Below are 18,265 nucleotides of genomic sequence, written 5' to 3' on the forward strand. Positions count from 1 at the left end.
TCAATCGAACCAGCGTGGGATTGAAACCAATAACTTTCAGATCGTTGCGGATGAGACGACAGCTCCTCAATCGAACCAGCGTGGGATTGAAACCCCCGCTCACGATGAACGTCGGCAGGCCCGCATACTGTCCTCAATCGAACCAGCGTGGGATTGAAACGCCAAACTGCGACGCCGCTGGGAGAGCCTGAATCGGCTCCTCAATCGAACCAGCGTGGGATTGAAACCCTGCCAGTCCGGCAGGAACGCCGCGAGCGCATTGGCGATCCTCAATCGAACCAGCGTGGGATTGAAACCACCGAGACCGTCGGGATGTCCGGCGTGGACATCACCTCCTCAATCGAACCAGCGTGGGATTGAAACCACCGAGACCGTCGGGATGTCCGGCGTGGACATCACCTCCTCAATCGAACCAGCGTGGGATTGAAACTCGACGGCCTGGAACGAGATGGGCGCGATCCGTTTGGCCTCAATCGAACCAGCGTGGGATTGAAACCATCGTGGTCGTTGAAGTGGATGCTCGGCTCAAAAACTCCTCAATCGAACCAGCGTGGGATTGAAACTAAACGCTGTGCGGGGCGGGGAGGTTCTTGCCGTCCATCCTCAATCGAACCAGCGTGGGATTGAAACGCTGGACTTTCTGATGGATCGTGCAGGTCTTCCAATTTCCTCAATCGAACCAGCGTGGGATTGAAACCAATTTCCGACTCGGTCGGGTAGGTCCAGCCATTGACCTCAATCGAACCAGCGTGGGATTGAAACTGACGTTCGTCCTGGGAGGGATCTGGAAGACGGTGGCTCCTCAATCGAACCAGCGTGGGATTGAAACTGCTGAAGATGCTGAAGGCGATCAGGACCCTTCGCGGTCCTCAATCGAACCAGCGTGGGATTGAAACGATATTGCCACTGCGCCAGCTCGGAGAGGTAAGCGCTGTCCTCAATCGAACCAGCGTGGGATTGAAACCGGTAGCACCGGACGCGCCCGCGCCAGCATCACGGCTCCTCAATCGAACCAGCGTGGGATTGAAACACGTGCCCTCCCTAAGCTCGCATTTGAGCTCGTTGTGTCCTCAATCGAACCAGCGTGGGATTGAAACATGCGTGATACCCGCCCCCATGCCAGGGGATGCGGGCGTCCTCAATCGAACCAGCGTGGGATTGAAACTTGTCGAGATTATCAAGGGCCTGGAGTGCCGGATCCTGTCCTCAATCGAACCAGCGTGGGATTGAAACATCAGCGCCCAGTACACCGCCGGCAGCGACACAAAGAATCCTCAATCGAACCAGCGTGGGATTGAAACATCAGCGCCCAGTACACCGCCGGCAGCGACACAAAGAATCCTCAATCGAACCAGCGTGGGATTGAAACCGTGATCCTGGTCCACAACCTTGGCGAGACGGAGATCTCCTCAATCGAACCAGCGTGGGATTGAAACTTCATCGACTACGGACTGGGGGACACGGTCACCGTGTTCCTCAATCGAACCAGCGTGGGATTGAAACAGGAAGGCCCCAACCTCACGCCCGAGCAGAAGCGAAATCCTCAATCGAACCAGCGTGGGATTGAAACGGGGGCGCGATGAGCGAGCGGATGGCGTGCCTGATCGTCCTCAATCGAACCAGCGTGGGATTGAAACGGAGAACGCTTACGACGTCTCCTTCTATGCCCAGCTGTCCTCAATCGAACCAGCGTGGGATTGAAACGAATACCGCGGGCCTTCTTTTCGCTGACCTGGACAAGTCCTCAATCGAACCAGCGTGGGATTGAAACGCGACAGCACGCGCGCGATGGCCTCGAGGTCCCCGCGTCCTCAATCGAACCAGCGTGGGATTGAAACTTCATCAAGCACGGGGAGCTGGCGGAAAGGTGGGGTTCCTCAATCGAACCAGCGTGGGATTGAAACATTGTTCCGACAATGGAATACGAGGGGGAAGCAACGCTCCTCAATCGAACCAGCGTGGGATTGAAACTTCACCATTCAGGTTCATCGAGATAGCGGCTCAATCCTCCTCAATCGAACCAGCGTGGGATTGAAACAGGAAGTAGTCCAGGCCCTCCTATCTGCAATCGAGGTCCTCAATCGAACCAGCGTGGGATTGAAACAAATCATCCGGCCCCACAGCGGATCAAACCGCTCCTTCCTCAATCGAACCAGCGTGGGATTGAAACCGCCAAAGCCGGCCTTCTCGAACATCGAGGCCCTGGCTCCTCAATCGAACCAGCGTGGGATTGAAACTTAGCCGGATCACCCGGCCAGGTTCCATCTGCACAAATCCTCAATCGAACCAGCGTGGGATTGAAACTCCACCCGGACAACAACTTGCCCGAAAGCATTAAACATCCTCAATCGAACCAGCGTGGGATTGAAACCAGAATCAGGGGTATAATGGGGGGCGGAAAACCTGGTCCTCAATCGAACCAGCGTGGGATTGAAACTTGGCGGGCTGCACCAGCCCGGCGCGCTGAGCAAGGTTCCTCAATCGAACCAGCGTGGGATTGAAACGATCTTTCGCCAGGCGCGCCGCTTCCGCGATGGCCTTCCTCAATCGAACCAGCGTGGGATTGAAACACACGTTCAAGAAGTTCATCCCCGGCCTGCAGGAGGTTCCTCAATCGAACCAGCGTGGGATTGAAACCAGTCTGCAGGTGGAGATCGCTTAATTCGCTCAATGATCCTCAATCGAACCAGCGTGGGATTGAAACCTTCAGGATGTAGTGGGCCCGCTGGCGGGAGACGCCGTCCTCAATCGAACCAGCGTGGGATTGAAACCTTTCCTCCAGAAGGCAGTTCGGTATTTGAGGTCACAATCCTCAATCGAACCAGCGTGGGATTGAAACATTGACAAGCAATTGCGAATTGCGCTACAATGGAATTGTCCTCAATCGAACCAGCGTGGGATTGAAACTCCGGCAGATCGCCCTGGGGGGCTTCCTCTGGATGGCTCCTCAATCGAACCAGCGTGGGATTGAAACCGTAAAACGTGGCGGCGCTGGCGTCGTTATCCAGCATTCCTCAATCGAACCAGCGTGGGATTGAAACCTTCTCGTAGGCGACGAAGATGGCCACAGCGAAGGCCTCCTCAATCGAACCAGCGTGGGATTGAAACTTGTTAGCGGACAACACCACCCCGCTCTGGCTCCACTCCTCAATCGAACCAGCGTGGGATTGAAACACGGCCCGGAGGGCTGGCGCGTGGTGGGCAAGCAGTTCCTCAATCGAACCAGCGTGGGATTGAAACTGAGTTTCGTTTCCTTTATCCATATTACGACTATCCATCCTCAATCGAACCAGCGTGGGATTGAAACCAATCACGCCCGGCAGGGCGTCCCAGGGGACCTCCCGGTCCTCAATCGAACCAGCGTGGGATTGAAACGTGCGGCATCGACGACGAGCGGATCGTCGTTGATCATCCTCAATCGAACCAGCGTGGGATTGAAACGGTGATGGAGGAGCTGGCCAAGAACGGTCTCACGGCCTCCTCAATCGAACCAGCGTGGGATTGAAACCAGCAAGGGGGGATCAAAAATGCGTGGGAAGCGGATCTCCTCAATCGAACCAGCGTGGGATTGAAACCTGAGACGGGAAAAGCGGGAGGATGGTTTCCCGCAGTCCTCAATCGAACCAGCGTGGGATTGAAACAAAACGCGATCGAGCGGGCTTACGCTAAAGGCAAGATTCCTCAATCGAACCAGCGTGGGATTGAAACAGGCGAAAGCGATCGCGCTAAATTACGTCGTTACTTCTCCTCAATCGAACCAGCGTGGGATTGAAACACAACAGGAGGTGCGGCATGACGCTGGCGGATTTCTTCCTCAATCGAACCAGCGTGGGATTGAAACGATCGCCGCCCGCGGAAGAGCCCTTCAGCACCACCTTCCTCAATCGAACCAGCGTGGGATTGAAACCGTCGTGCTGATCGCGCCGGCGATCGCGCGATAGGTCTCCTCAATCGAACCAGCGTGGGATTGAAACGCTACATCGGTTCATCGTTTCCTTTCTGAAGGCCTTTCCTCAATCGAACCAGCGTGGGATTGAAACGGAAGACCGCCAACCAGCCGCGGATCCTGAGCCCAAGTCCTCAATCGAACCAGCGTGGGATTGAAACAGTACTCCCCGATACGCCGATTCCATACTCGTTCTATCCTCAATCGAACCAGCGTGGGATTGAAACCGGGAATGGGGCATCTTCGGGGGCGATGCCGAACTTCGTCCTCAATCGAACCAGCGTGGGATTGAAACCAAGCCCCGCCGACGGAGGTCTCGCTCTTTGTAAAGGGTCCTCAATCGAACCAGCGTGGGATTGAAACGCCTTCTTTCGCTTCATCGCGATTCACCTCCTTTCCGTCCTCAATCGAACCAGCGTGGGATTGAAACGTCAAGGACCTCAAGGCCCATCTCCGCGCGCTGGAGTCCTCAATCGAACCAGCGTGGGATTGAAACCGTCGTCGTTTTCTGCGTCGAGGAGCAAATAGAGCGGTCCTCAATCGAACCAGCGTGGGATTGAAACGCGAGTCCATCTCGCGCACGAACGCGTCCAGATTCTCTCCTCAATCGAACCAGCGTGGGATTGAAACCGAGATCCTGACGCGCCTGGAACGCATAGAAGACAAGTCCTCAATCGAACCAGCGTGGGATTGAAACTTTTGATCCCCTCCCTTTCTGGATTCTGGCAATTGATCCTCAATCGAACCAGCGTGGGATTGAAACCTTCGATTTGATCGTTCTCCTGGCGTGCACGGATAAGGTTCCTCAATCGAACCAGCGTGGGATTGAAACGCTACTGACGTCCTGGGCGTTCAGATTCCAGACGTCATCCTCAATCGAACCAGCGTGGGATTGAAACGCGGCTGGTCGGGCTCTATGAGGCGCGCAATGGAGAGTCCTCAATCGAACCAGCGTGGGATTGAAACCTTCGATTTGATCGTTCTCCTGGCGTGCACGGATAAGGTTCCTCAATCGAACCAGCGTGGGATTGAAACGCTACTGACGTCCTGGGCGTTCAGATTCCAGACGTCATCCTCAATCGAACCAGCGTGGGATTGAAACGCGGCTGGTCGGGCTCTATGAGGCGCGCAATGGAGAGTCCTCAATCGAACCAGCGTGGGATTGAAACCACTTCATCCGGCACAACAGGCGAGTGTTTACACCACGATCCTCAATCGAACCAGCGTGGGATTGAAACGGCGGATCGGGCTGTTACGGTGTTCGAGAATACTGTTCCTCAATCGAACCAGCGTGGGATTGAAACACGAGGGAGTACGAGGGGGAGGCGACTCCGACCCCTCTCCTCAATCGAACCAGCGTGGGATTGAAACGGGGGTAGGGGTCGGAGCCGGGGTCAGGAACGGGGTCGTCCTCAATCGAACCAGCGTGGGATTGAAACTGTGGCGTTGGAAGTCAAGAAGCAGGTAGAGGATAGGTCCTCAATCGAACCAGCGTGGGATTGAAACTGGCGTCCTGGATATGGTGAAGGCAATTGTGGTCATTTCCTCAATCGAACCAGCGTGGGATTGAAACGCAGGCGCGTCTTGCCGGCTGGGCAACACGCCTATGCCGTCCTCAATCGAACCAGCGTGGGATTGAAACTAAACTCCACGATCTCGTTGCCGTCCTCAGCCGGATCTCCTCAATCGAACCAGCGTGGGATTGAAACAAAACCAGCCGGGTGAAGGCCTGGCTGACGGATTTGTCCTCAATCGAACCAGCGTGGGATTGAAACTGGGTTCACTTGACGGTAGCGACATATCTGAAACTGCTCCTCAATCGAACCAGCGTGGGATTGAAACCGGACCCTGATACCCAACCGCTCTTCCACCCTCCTCTCCTCAATCGAACCAGCGTGGGATTGAAACCACTCAAGCCAATCAGGATCACGGGACCAACCCGCCCTCCTCAATCGAACCAGCGTGGGATTGAAACTCTATCCCACCGCCGTCTTCACTACGACTCGCGTTCCCTCCTCAATCGAACCAGCGTGGGATTGAAACCACTTTTGCGTTCTCGTTCGTCAGCACCAGCATCTCATTCCTCAATCGAACCAGCGTGGGATTGAAACTGGACGATGGGCGGGAATGAATACGGCCAGTAGGCCTCTCCTCAATCGAACCAGCGTGGGATTGAAACCAGTAGGGCTCCGCATAGATCCGAACATCCTCCCCGTTCCTCAATCGAACCAGCGTGGGATTGAAACGACGGTTGGACGTGGGGCCCTCCCATCCCCGGGCAGGTCCTCAATCGAACCAGCGTGGGATTGAAACCCGCCCGCCCGGGAGCCGCAGCCGCAGCCCATCCGTTCCTCAATCGAACCAGCGTGGGATTGAAACCCTTCACGAACAGGGCCTCCTCGATCGCGGAGAGAAGTCCTCAATCGAACCAGCGTGGGATTGAAACTCCCGGTCCCGATGGTGGAGGCGCTCGCGAAGGCAATTCCTCAATCGAACCAGCGTGGGATTGAAACCCGGGCTCCTCACCTGCGCCGAAACGATCTCCACCATCCTCAATCGAACCAGCGTGGGATTGAAACTCAGCTGTGGAAAACTTGCTACCACTGCAAATTCAAATCCTCAATCGAACCAGCGTGGGATTGAAACCGATTAGCGCCAATCGGGAGCTACGAAGGGAGCGCGTCCTCAATCGAACCAGCGTGGGATTGAAACCCTGCATGCGCCTGCCACCGAATTCTCGTCACTGGTCGCGTCCTCAATCGAACCAGCGTGGGATTGAAACGCTGGGAGAACGCCTGGCGGACCGACTCCACGATCTGTCCTCAATCGAACCAGCGTGGGATTGAAACGGCGGCTCGCGAGGTTCTCCACGGCGGATATCAGCGTCCTCAATCGAACCAGCGTGGGATTGAAACAACGTTAAAGGAAAGTCGCCAAACGTTAAAGGATTCTCCTCAATCGAACCAGCGTGGGATTGAAACTCCCGGACTTCGGCGAGCGAAGAAGCGGGAAAAACGTCCTCAATCGAACCAGCGTGGGATTGAAACGTTTTGATTGTCATTGCAGGCTTGACGGTGCTCTACATCCTCAATCGAACCAGCGTGGGATTGAAACCGCAATCATGCGATCGCGTGCCTCCGCGAGATACCGGCCTCAATCGAACCAGCGTGGGATTGAAACCGGATTCATTGAGCACCTTCAGTGCCCGCAGGATCCATCCTCAATCGAACCAGCGTGGGATTGAAACTTATCGCGGGCGATGTTGATCACCTCATCGCCCACCGCCTCAATCGAACCAGCGTGGGATTGAAACTGAAGAGGCGCGGAGGATGTGGATAACCGGCGAGCTGCCCTCAATCGAACCAGCGTGGGATTGAAACGGCGGCTCGCGAGGTTCTCCACGGCGGATATCAGCGTCCTCAATCGAACCAGCGTGGGATTGAAACAACGTTAAAGGAAAGTCGCCAAACGTTAAAGGATTCTCCTCAATCGAACCAGCGTGGGATTGAAACTCCCGGACTTCGGCGAGCGAAGAAGCGGGAAAAACGTCCTCAATCGAACCAGCGTGGGATTGAAACGGAGGAGATCTACCGCCATCTGGCGCCCTACATCGCCCTCAATCGAACCAGCGTGGGATTGAAACCGCAGCGCTTCCGCTTCCTCCGCACGAAGCGCCGCGCCTCAATCGAACCAGCGTGGGATTGAAACTGGATTACGTTCGAACATGCGGGGGGCAATCGTGATGCCTCAATCGAACCAGCGTGGGATTGAAACCCTAACACCGGGGCCCGCGGCGCGGTCATCCGCGACGCCTCAATCGAACCAGCGTGGGATTGAAACGGGCGCGGCGCGAGAGGCCTGTCCTTCGCTCCAATGTCCTCAATCGAACCAGCGTGGGATTGAAACATTCCAGACCCGTTCGACCCACACGAATCCCAGCCCCCCTCAATCGAACCAGCGTGGGATTGAAACGTGCGCTTGGGGGCTCCGGCGTGGGCGATCCGGGTGGCCTCAATCGAACCAGCGTGGGATTGAAACCGCGGTAGACCTCGACCGCGCGGGAGTATTTGTCGACCCTCAATCGAACCAGCGTGGGATTGAAACCGCGATCATGCGATCGCGGGCCTCCCCGACGTAGCGGGCCTCAATCGAACCAGCGTGGGATTGAAACGAAGGCCCGGTCGGCCAGCTGAGAGCGCTTGAAGTAAGCCTCAATCGAACCAGCGTGGGATTGAAACGGGGATGCGGGCCACAAACTCCCACTTGACGGCCTGGGCCTCAATCGAACCAGCGTGGGATTGAAACGTGAGCAGCTCCAGTTCCGGGAAGGGCGCGAACTTCGCCTCAATCGAACCAGCGTGGGATTGAAACTTGTTGAAGGAGCGAAAGTTCAGGTGCAGCGGGGAGAGCCTCAATCGAACCAGCGTGGGATTGAAACTCTATCTGCTCTTCTTTGCTCGGCGCCGGCGGGGGGCCTCAATCGAACCAGCGTGGGATTGAAACTTCTCGTCCTTCGGCGAGATGACGAGATACCGGGGGGCCTCAATCGAACCAGCGTGGGATTGAAACGATGATATCGATCAGGTGATGGGCTTCCGCATCCAGGCCTCAATCGAACCAGCGTGGGATTGAAACTGCTCATCGGCGGTGAGAGGGTCTTGGGGATTCTCGAGGCCTCAATCGAACCAGCGTGGGATTGAAACTCAGAAAGCCGATGATAAACCGGTGAAGATGATACTTGCCTCAATCGAACCAGCGTGGGATTGAAACTTCAGCTGGCCGGGGTGCGACAATCTCCCGCCCGGAGCCTCAATCGAACCAGCGTGGGATTGAAACGGATCCGGACCCTCAGCACAGTTCCGTCCTTCTTGCAGCCTCAATCGAACCAGCGTGGGATTGAAACGATCGCCGGCCGGGACGGCCACCACCGACGGCAGAAGGCCTCAATCGAACCAGCGTGGGATTGAAACAGGAACCAGCAAGTATCGCCCTCCGCGGCTACGACGCCTCAATCGAACCAGCGTGGGATTGAAACTGGAGTGTGTAGACCAGGGCGCGGCGCGAGAGGCCCGTGCCTCAATCGAACCAGCGTGGGATTGAAACAAACGAGCATATCCGGGATGCCGGTGTGCTTTGTGGCCTCAATCGAACCAGCGTGGGATTGAAACCGCATCCGGCATCGCTTATCCTCCCAGTGCTGGAGTAGCCTCAATCGAACCAGCGTGGGATTGAAACAGGGCGGCCTGGAAGGGGGACAGGTAGATGGGAATCGAGGCCTCAATCGAACCAGCGTGGGATTGAAACGTGTTTTCCAATGAAGGCGGCCAGGTCCTCCAAGGGGGAGCCTCAATCGAACCAGCGTGGGATTGAAACAGCCAATGGCAGTGAGATCCACCGACGGCGGGAACCAGCCTCAATCGAACCAGCGTGGGATTGAAACAATCGTGTCCAGGGGAGAGATACATTGCACCGCCAGAGCCTCAATCGAACCAGCGTGGGATTGAAACCAGTATGTGAACCACCGAGGGGAAGGTGTTTGGTAGCCGCCTCAATCGAACCAGCGTGGGATTGAAACTAGCTTCCGAGCGGGATCGCGCGATACCGAGGAACCAGGCCTCAATCGAACCAGCGTGGGATTGAAACGCGGGGGCGGCGGCGGCGGGATCACGGGAAGATACCCGCCTCAATCGAACCAGCATGGGATTGAAACCCCGGCCGGGACGCTGAGGATCTCGAATCCCTCCAGCGCCTCAATCGAACCAGCGTGGGATTGAAACTCGGAGGTCGGGCTGCAGCAGAACGAATACGTCTTCCGCCTCAATCGAACCAGCGTGGGATTGAAACTGGGACCTGGCCAGGGTAAAAGCCCTGATACAGACGAGCCTCAATCGAACCAGCGTGGGATTGAAACCGAGCTAGATCAAAGCGGGCAAGCGCGCGAGGAGGAATGCTCCGAGGACAGAGGGCGAGAATCGGAAGAGGCGCCGCATGCCGGAACCCCTTATCCGTCGTGCTCCCCGGCCCGGAAGCGCACCGGGAGAACGACGACCGAACCCGCCTCTAAGATACCACACGAACGATTCGGGACGGGCTCAGGGTTCGGGCTCCCCTTCCTCCTCGGGCGCCTCCGGGAGGCGAAGGGCAGGATGACGGCGGACCGCCCATATGAGCAGCGGCACCAGCAGGCCCAACAGCGGGAAACCCGCCGGCAGGCGCGGCGCCCCCGCAAAGCGATCCAGGTTCCACAGCATCACGATCAGGCTCAGCCAGACCGCGCTGAAGTTAGGCCACGGATCCACGCTCCGCATCCAGCGCAACCCCGGGATCCGACGACGGGTGAAGGGCCAGAAGAGGTTGCTCCCCATCCACCCCAGCTGGTCCTCCACGATGTGCAACGCATACCCCAGCCCCACCATCACCCCCGGCCACCCCCCTCCGATCGCCCCCACGCCCATCCCCAAGACGGCCGCCAGCACCAGCGAATGGCTCCACGCGCGATGCCAGGGGAGGAACTCCACCCGCACCGCCTTCCCTTCCGGGCAGAAGGCCAGCGAAGGCCCCGAGAAGACGTCCACCGTGATCTCCGGATCGTAGTCATACCGCACGGGAACCGGGAGGGGACGGCGGGCCCGCCCGCCCGCTCCCTCGCTCCCCGGGATCGGCCGCCCGCCGGTGTTCACCACCGGGCCCACCTCCACCTCCACCGCCCCACCCCCGATGTCGAACCGCACCCGGTAGCGCCGCCAGGCGTCCGGCCCCAGGCGCAGGGTGTGCAACATCAGGCGGACCGCCCGCCCCTCCCGCCAGGCCATCGCCACCGCCGCCACAATCCCCTCCGCGATGACCCCGGGATCCGGCGGATCCGCTTCGAAATCCACGGAGAGATCCGGCTGCTCCAGCCATCGGGCGAGACGGAAATCCAGGGCGTCCGGGAGCAACGCGGCGATCCCGGCCAGGGCAGGCCAGATCGCCCCCCGGGCCGCCGCCTGCACCACCTCGGGGAAAAACGTGGCCGCGGCAAGGGCGGAGATGAAGTGGGTGAAGCCCTTCATCGAGGCATCCTGTGCGGCGCGCTCTATCATGATGATAGCCGGCTGGCCATGCCTTCCCCGGAGACCGGGACCACAGCGAGCCGTCGTCCTACCGGGGGAGGAGGGGACGGACGATGGCCTCGAGGGGCGCCAGGGTCTGTTCCCAGTCGTAACGGGCGACGGCCAGGCGGCGCGCGGCCTCCCCCAGCTGCCGGCGACGGGCCTCATCCGTGGCTAAGGCGATCATCGCCTCGGCGAACGCCTCCCCATCGGCCAGCCACACATGCTCCTGATCCCGCACCGTTAACCCCTCGCACCCCATCGGGGTGCTGACAATGGCTTTCCCCATCGCCATCGCCTCCAGGACCTTGAGGCGGGTCCCCCCGCCGGCCCGCAGGGGCGCCACATAGACCGTCGCGGCAGCCAGATACGGCCGCACGTCGGGCACTTCCCCGACCACCTCCACGCCCGGGATCTCACTGAGGGCGCGCACCGCCGGAGCCGGGCGCCGGCCGACCAGGAACAGGCGCGCCGCGGGGAGGGCCGCTCGCACCCGAGGCCAGACGGCCCGGGCCAGCCAGAGGGCCGCGTCGATGTTCGGCCGGTAGTCCATCGACCCGGTGAACACGAAGGCCGGTTCCGGGAGCGGAGCCGGCGGGACCGCCTCGGGCCGGAAGAACGCGGTGTCCACCCCGTTGGGCGCCACCACCGGCATGCGGGCCATCCCCAGGGCATGGAGATCCCGGGCGTCGGGCTCCGAGACCGCGATCACCGCGTCCACGCCGCGCACCACCCAGGCCTCGTAGCGGCGGAGCCGCCGGGCCTGGATCCCCGAATAGAGCGCCCCGATCCATCGCCGCGGATCGCGCTGATCCGCCCGGAACAACCGTTCCTGCAGCCGGTATTCGGCGTTCAGCTCATCCAGGAGGAGGAAGGGACGGGATCCCGGGGGGCGCGGGAGCAGGGCCTCCACGGCCCAGGCCATCTCCAGCCCCTCGATGAGGATGAGGGCGACCGAGCCCCGGGCCAGGAGCGCCCGCATCCCCTCCACCAGGGCGGGGGTCCGATATCGGAAGGCGAGATCAGGCCGCGAGGAGGTCAGCAGCTGGCGCAGCCGGACCGGGAGGGGGCGCGGACGCCAGGGGAACAGCCGGATCTCGTGGGTCAGGGCCTGCCAGGAGGGCGGCGGCGGCCCCGGGCGCTCCGAGAGGGCCAGCACGGTGACCGGCCCCAGCCGGGCCAGCCGGCGCAACACGTGGAAGGCCCGGATGGAGCCTCCTTTATTAGGGGGATCCGGGAGCTCGGGGGCCAGGAACAGGATCACGCTGACCTCGATCCTGAGCAAAAGTGGGTCGCGGCTGAAGCCGCTCCTACCAGATGATGTTTAACGGCCGAGAACGCGGCGGTAAACCGCCCAGGTCTCGGCGGCGGCGCGGTCCCAGGAGAAAGCGGCGGACCGCTCCAGCCCCTGGCGGCGCATCCGCTCCCGCTGCGCCGCGTCCTCTAAGAGCGCCTCCATGGCTTCGGCCCAGCGCGATTCATCTTCGGCGGGCAGGACCATCCCCGCCTCTCCCACCACCTCGGGCAGCGCCCCCCGGTCGCTGACCACCACCGGGGTGCCGCAGGCCATGGCCTCCAGGGCCGGCAGGCCGAAGCCTTCATACAGCGAGGGGAAGGCCAGGAAGGCCGCCCCGTTGTAGAGGATCGCCAGGGTTTGATCGTCCGGCCCCTCGATCCAGCGCAGATGATCGGCGATGTGCAGGCGGTGGGGCCATTCCAGGATCTCCTGATACAGCCAGCCCCGCCGGCCGGCCAGCACCAGGGGCGGGGCGTCCGGGCGGCGCTCCCGCAACCGGGCATACGCCCGCAACAGCATGGGGATGTTCTTCCGGGGCTCCCAGGTCCCGACGAACAGCACATACCCCGGCTCCAGGCTCAGGCGCGCCAGAGCTTCCCGCACCTGCTCCGGGGGAAGCGGGCGGCACACCGCGCTGGCCCCCTCGTAGATCACCGTGATCCGGTCCTCCGGAACCCCCAGGTGAGCGATGAGGTCCGCTCGGGTGGTCCAGGAGACGGCGATGATGTGATCGGCCACGGCCACCGCCCGCTCGATCTGCCCGGCGTAGTAGCGCCGGCTCTCCCCCGTCATGAAATTCGGATACTTCAGGAAGTGCAGGTCGTGAACCGTGATGACCTTCCGGAACGACCCGGAGAACGGGGGGATGAAGTCGGGGCTGTGGAGCATGGCCACCCGCCGCAGGCTCACCTCCAGCGGCCACACATGCTGCTCCCAGCGATGATGCGGAGGGGTCCAGGCATGGGCGACCCGCACCTGAGGCCCGGCGGCCCAGGTGTTGGGGTCCTTGCGGCTCTGGAAGATCACCAGGCGGACGTCGGGATCGTGGATGACCTGGGGGAGTCGGGAGGCCAGCTCCAGGATGTAACGGGCGATGCCTTCCCGTCGATATGCCAGCAACCGGGCGTCCAATCCGATCCGTATCATCGGGGCGCTCCATCCTCCTCCGGTGGGATCTCCCGGCCTCCGCCCCGGGCGGGATGCGGCGCGCGCGGGGGCGGGGAGGGCTCTTCCTCCGTCAAGCGGGCGGCCCGGCGTTCCATCTCCGCCAGGACCATGGCCACCGCCTCGATGGCCGCCCGCTGCTTGCGGTAGAGGTCCGACTCGCTCAGGGCCAGCCGCTGGGCGATCTCGCGGACCTTGCGGCCCTGGAGGAAGCGCAGCTCCAGCAGGTTGTAGAGCAACCACTCCGGCGCCGTCAGCTTCCGCTCCCCATCCGGGCGGAGCCGCTCGATGGCCTCGGCCAGCACGGCCCGCAGGGCGCGGATGGGGTTACCGTCGTGGGCTTCCATCGCCTGCTGCACCACCCGCAGCTGCAGCAGGGGGCTCTGGAGCAGCCGGGGGCCGCCCCAGTAGTGCGCCAGGGCGTCCCGGACCCAGGTGGTGAACTCTGGATGTTCGATGAGGGAGAGGGTGGAGGGTTCCCGCTCCGCCCACCGCAGGCGACGGGCCTCCTCGGCCACCTGCTCCAGGGCCTGCAGCGCCCGCTCCTGGATCAGCCGGTCCTCCAGGGCGGCGGCGGCCCGGGCGATCCAGACGGGGAGGACCTCGTGGAGGACCTCGGGGGAGACCTCGATGGATGGAGCGGCCACGGCGATGGCCCCCAGGAGGATCCCTTCCGCCCGGCTCCGCAGGGGCCACACCCAGAAGCCGTCCGTCCGCACCGGCCCGTTCGAGGAGGGCTCCACCTCCGCCAGAGTGGCCTCGATGGAGGCATGCGCGATGTCGCCGAAGGCGGCCACGGGCTCGATCCCCTCCGGGGTGCGACGCACCACGAACCCGGTGGGCGAGCGGAGGGTCTCGCAGATCAGGGCCAGGATCCCCTCCAGGAACTGCCGCAGATCCCGGGCGGTGATCATCGTCTCGCTCAGCCGGCGCATCCGCGCCAGCTCCGAGACGTCCCGCCGCAGGAACAGCCACTCGAAGAAGGGGCGGATCGCATCGCTGAGCAGCTCATAGCTGACGATCGTGCCCACGGCGGCCAGGGGGAGAAGGAGGGCCAGGGGCAGACCCAGGGCGTGGCTCAGCCGGCTGACCCCGAACATCACCAGGGCCACCAGGGTGGCCAGGACCGGCCCGCGCAGCAGGTAGGTGATCCAGCGCTGCTTGACGATCCGGTCCGGCACCAGCACGTCCACGTAGGCGACGGCGTAGACCATGCCGAACAGCATCGTCCCGATGAACAGGTTGCTGATCCCCACCATCCCCCAGAAGACCAGGGGGTAAGCCGGGAGGGTCCGCCCGGCCAGAAGCAGATAGGGGAAGACCCCGACGGCGGGGGCGATCATCGTGAGGGCCAGGTAGGTCATCCGCCGCCGGTGGGTGGAGATCAGCGTCCGTTGCCGGACCCGCCAAGCGTTCACGATCCCCCAGCCCACCCCTCCGATGAAGTAGATCAAAAACAGGGGGAAGAGGGGGCCGGCCCACAGATGGAAGGCCCGGCCATCCGCCGTCCCGTCGTGGACCAGGAGATCGCTCGACAGGGCGAGCAGAAACCAGAGGAAGGCCAGGGCGTAGGCCCCCCGGACCGCCCAGCGGCGCCACGGGGAGAAGGAGCCGGTGCGCTCCAGCAAGGCATCGGTCAGATGCGCGTAGGCCGCCGGGGCGATGGCGATGCCCAGCCATTGCAGCCGGAGCCACGGCTCCGCGGACCGGGGATCGGCCACGAAGAAGAGGACCAGGTCGCCCAGGTAGACGATGGAGACCGAGGCCAGCAGCCACGCCGCCCCCCGGGCGCTCCGGCTCTGGAAGTAATAAGCGAGCAGGTAGACCAGCAGGGAGAAGGCGGCGATGAGCAGCGCGGCGACGATGACGAAGTTGATCTGGATGATCAGGTCGAGCGGATCTGTTCGAGCCATCGCTGGATGCGCTGGATCATCACCCGGCGCCGGCCGGTGTAGCGGTGATCTCCCCCATCGATGAGGGCCAGGTCGGTGTTCAGCCCGGCCCGGTGATGGAGGGTCAAGCTCTGGCGGTGATGCACCACCGGGTCCGCGGTCCCGTGGACGATGAGGAGCGGCCGCGGGGAGAGCCGATCGACCACCTCCACCGGCTGAAGCCCTTCGGCGCAGGCCCGCAGGTCCTCCCGCAGGCGCTCCACCGTCATCCCCTGCATGAAGCGGACCCAGTCGGCGAGCATCGCCTCATCCGGCGTCCAGGCCCGCAGGTCGCTCACCGTAGAGAGCGTGATCAGCGCGAAGGGGCGGGGGTCCTGGGCCGCGGCGAGCACCGCGGCCCAGCCCCCGATGCTGTAGCCCAGCAGGACCAGACGATGGGGGTCCACCGCCGGTTGGGCCAGGGCCCAATCGACGGCGGCCCGGACATCCTCCACCAGGGTGGTGAGGCGGTAGGGGCCTTCGCTTCCCCAGCATCCCCGATAGTGGAAGACCAGCACGTTCCACCCCGCATCCCGGAGGGCGTCGGCCAGGTCCAGGTTGAGCTCCACGCCGGCGATGCCGTGGGCCATCACCAGCGTGGGATGGGGTCCCTCCCCATCCGCCCGGTAGAAGCGCCCGAGCAGCCGATACCCGTCGCTCTCAAAGATCACGCCGCTCAGCATCGCAGGCCGCGTCCCTCCGGGAAGTTCCGGCCGGCGGGGCCGGTCAGTCGATCACCGTCTGGCTTTGCTCGCGCATGTATTGGATCAAGTAATACGGTCCGCCGGCGCCCCGGCCGGTGGAGCCGCTGGCCTTCCAGCCCCCGAAGGGCTGGTAGCCGGGCCAGGCCCCGGTGGTCGCCCCCGCCGCCCGGTTGACGTAGGTCACGCCGGCCTCGATGTGATCGAAGAACCACTGGATCTCCTCCGGGTCGTTGCTGTAGAAGCCGGCGGTCAGACCGTAGTCCACCGCGTTGGCGTAGCGCATGGCCTCCTCCAGGGAATCCACGGTCACGATGCAGGTGATGGGGAGGAACATCTCCTCCCGGAGCAGGGGGTGATCCGGCGGGAGGCCGTCGACCACCGTGGGCTCCACAAAGTAGCCTTTGGCGAACTCCCCCTCGGTCAGGACGTTGCCCCCGAAGAGGACCACGCCGTCGCGGCGGAGGATCTCCATATACCGCTGGAACTTCTCATAGGCGGTCCGGTTGATCACCGGACCCAGGAACACGTCCCGCTGGGTAGGGTCGCCGATGCGGATCTTGCTGGTGAGGTCCAGGAACTTCTCCAGGAAGGCGTCCCGCACCGGGCGCTCCACGTAGATCCGCGAGGCCGCCGAGCACTTCTGGCCCTGGAGGCCGAAGGCCGAGCGCATGCAGCCCAGGGCCGCCCGGTCTAAATCCGCGTGGCGGCTGATGATCACCGGGTTCTTGCCTCCCATCTCCAGGATGATGGGCTTGGGATAGCGGGTCGAGGCCGCCACCTTGCGGTAGATGGACATCCCCACCTCATAGCTGCCGGTGAAGGTGATCCCGGCCACGTCCGGGTGCAGGACCAGGGGGTCGCCGACCTCGCTCCCGCTTCCGGTGATGTAGTTGAAGGCCCCCTCGGGCACCCCGGCGTCGCGGAAGATCTCATAGAGCTGATAGCCCACGTAGGGGGTGTCCGACGCCGGCTTGAACACCACCGTGTTGCCGGCCAGCAGGGCCGCCCCAGCGGGGCCGCCGGCCAGGGCCAGGGGGAAGTTGAAGGGGGAGATCACCGCCCACACCCCGTAGGGCTTCAGGACGCTGCGGTTGTGGTGCTTGGGGGATTCCTGCTTCATGGGCACGACGTAGCCGTCGTGGGCCTCCATCTGGTCGCAGTAGTAGCGGATGAGATCCGCGGTCTCCTCCACATCCCCCAGGGCTTCCAGGCGGTTCTTGCCCACCTCCAGGCTCATCAGCGCGGCCAGCTCGAAGGCCCGCTCGCTGATGAGGTCCGCCGCCCGGCGCAGGATCTTCACCCGCTCCGTCCAGGGGGTGCGGCTCCAGGCCGGGAAGGCCGCCTTCGCCGCCGCCACCGCGTCCGCCACGTCCTCAGGGGTCCCCCGCTGGAAGATCCCCAGCAGCCAGTCGGTGTTGATCGGGGAGCGATCCTCAAAGGTGCGCTCGGCGTAGCGGGGCTGCCCGCCGATGACCATGGGGACGGTCCCGCCCAGGCTCTCCCGGACCTTCCCCAGGGCGACCTCGTAGCGGATGTGAAGCTCCTCGCTGGGGACGGCGAGGGTGGCATAGGTGATCTTGAAGGGCTGGGCCGGGGCCTCCGCCGCCGGGGCCCCCCGGCGGCGTGGGGAGACCGCGCGCGCGGGCGCCTTCCGGGTCGTTTTACGGGCCGCCTTCTTCAGCGCCGCCTTCCGCGTCGTCTTACGTGTGGGCTTCTTCGCAGGCATTCTGACCTCCTGAGCCAGTGTTCTGCGCTTGCAAGACCACCTTCCTCAATCGAAGAAATAGGGGATCCGCAGGCCCCCGGTCAGGGTCTCCCGTTTGAGGGGGAGGATGAGACCGTGGAGGGCTTCCTCGGGGACCTTCACGCGCTTCCCTTCCAGCGTTCGGAGGCCTTCGGGGCGGAGCAAAGGATCCTCTACGCCCGGAGGCGTCTGCACCTCCTCCAGGGCCATCAGGCGACAAAGAACCCGCCGCATCGCCGGATCCTCCCCCTCTACGGCCGCCCGGAACCGGGCGACCACCTGAGGGCCCTGAACCGAGCGCCACGCGAATCGGATCTCGACTTCCTTCCCGGAGGACTCCATCGATCGCTTCGTCAATCCGCCCTGATGATCTAACTTGATTATAAAC

The 18,265-nt window shown here is 62.6% G+C and carries 7 protein-coding genes and 1 CRISPR repeat array (1 of these 8 running past the window's edge); all 7 genes read right to left on the reverse strand.

Annotation, left to right across the window (positions count from 1 at the left end; translation table 11 throughout):
- A CRISPR array of direct repeats spans nucleotides 1–9,857; the repeat unit is 30 nt; unit sequence TCCTCAATCGAACCAGCGTGGGATTGAAAC (it extends 8,239 nt beyond the left edge of the window).
- A 181-nt stretch (nucleotides 9,858–10,038) separates the two neighbouring features.
- Complete coding sequence (locus tag KNN16_RS09915; protein WP_303896679.1) at nucleotides 10,039–10,998, reverse strand: metal-dependent hydrolase; 960 nt, start codon at nucleotides 10,996–10,998, stop codon at nucleotides 10,039–10,041.
- A gap of 88 nt (nucleotides 10,999–11,086) precedes the next feature.
- Nucleotides 11,087–12,301, reverse strand: coding sequence for a glycosyltransferase (locus KNN16_RS09920; protein WP_303896681.1), 1,215 nt, complete (start codon nucleotides 12,299–12,301; stop codon nucleotides 11,087–11,089).
- A 60-nt stretch (nucleotides 12,302–12,361) separates the two neighbouring features.
- Nucleotides 12,362–13,480 (reverse strand): glycosyltransferase family 1 protein, encoded by a 1,119-nt coding sequence (locus KNN16_RS09925; protein ID WP_299288622.1) that lies wholly within the window; start codon nucleotides 13,478–13,480, stop codon nucleotides 12,362–12,364.
- On the reverse strand, nucleotides 13,477–15,411 hold the full coding sequence (locus KNN16_RS09930) for a histidine kinase N-terminal 7TM domain-containing protein (protein WP_303896684.1): 1,935 nt from the start codon (nucleotides 15,409–15,411) through the stop codon (nucleotides 13,477–13,479). Before KNN16_RS09930 ends, KNN16_RS09925 begins: the two co-directional genes overlap by 4 nt.
- Nucleotides 15,384–16,112 (reverse strand): alpha/beta hydrolase, encoded by a 729-nt coding sequence (locus KNN16_RS09935; RefSeq protein ID WP_303896686.1) that lies wholly within the window; start codon nucleotides 16,110–16,112, stop codon nucleotides 15,384–15,386. The genes KNN16_RS09930 and KNN16_RS09935 overlap by 28 nt, the downstream gene beginning before the upstream one ends.
- A 43-nt stretch (nucleotides 16,113–16,155) precedes the next feature.
- Complete coding sequence (locus KNN16_RS09940; RefSeq protein WP_303896688.1) at nucleotides 16,156–17,859, reverse strand: aldehyde dehydrogenase family protein; 1,704 nt, start codon at nucleotides 17,857–17,859, stop codon at nucleotides 16,156–16,158.
- Nucleotides 17,860–17,904: 45 nt separating this feature from the next.
- Complete coding sequence (locus KNN16_RS09945; protein WP_299288583.1) at nucleotides 17,905–18,219, reverse strand: hypothetical protein; 315 nt, start codon at nucleotides 18,217–18,219, stop codon at nucleotides 17,905–17,907.
- Nucleotides 18,220–18,265 lie beyond the last annotated feature (46 nt).

It is taken from the genome of Thermoflexus hugenholtzii, assembly GCF_018771565.1.
Lineage (GTDB): Bacteria > Chloroflexota > Anaerolineae > Thermoflexales > Thermoflexaceae > Thermoflexus > Thermoflexus hugenholtzii_A.